1 protein-coding gene is annotated in these 715 nt (G+C 46.2%); it reads left to right on the forward strand.

The features are described 5' to 3' along the window. A partial coding sequence (gene gspK / locus R7P74_RS26415) for a type II secretion system minor pseudopilin GspK (RefSeq protein ID WP_318123620.1) occupies positions 1-715 on the forward strand: 715 nt, incomplete at both ends.

Raw genomic sequence — 715 nt, forward strand, 5'->3', positions numbered from 1 at the left:
CTTGGGCGATTAAAGAACAAGTGTACCCATTGGACTATGGTCAAGCTGCAGGACGTATTTGGGATAAGCAAGCGTGCTTTAACCTCAATGTGTTAAGTCGAGTGCAGCCGACCGGACAACAAACCACTCGACCATATTTGGTTCAAGTGCTGCAGCGTTTGTTGGAAGAGTCAGATGTAGAGCCGTATCAAGCGGAAGTGATTGCCGATTCCACTTGGGAATACATTGATTCAGACAGCACAGTACGTTCAACCACCGGCGTGGAAGACAGCACCTACGAATCGATGAAACCTTCGTATTTAGCGGCTAATGGTTGGATAGCAGACAAAACTGAACTGCGCGCGGTATATCAAGTGAGTGGTGAAATTTATCAAAAGATTGAGCCCTTGGTATGTGCGATCCCAAGTGATGATTGGCGTTTAAACGTCAACACGATAGAGGTGGAACAAGCGCCGATTTTAGTCGCTATGTTTTCACCGAACTTGAGCAGCAGCGACGCGGTTCAACTGATAGAAAAGCGTCCCTTCGATGGTTGGGACAGCGTAGATGAATTTCTAGCGGAGTCAGAATTAACTGGCTTGAGCGATGATGTAAAGAAAAACGCCAAAGGCTATTTAGGAGTGGATAGCTCCTTCTTCGAATTGGATGCACAAGTGTTGGTGGATGATTCACGAGTACGTATCCGAAGCCTTTTGCAAAGTACAAATAGAGAAAC

The organism is Vibrio sp. 2033 (assembly GCF_033339735.1).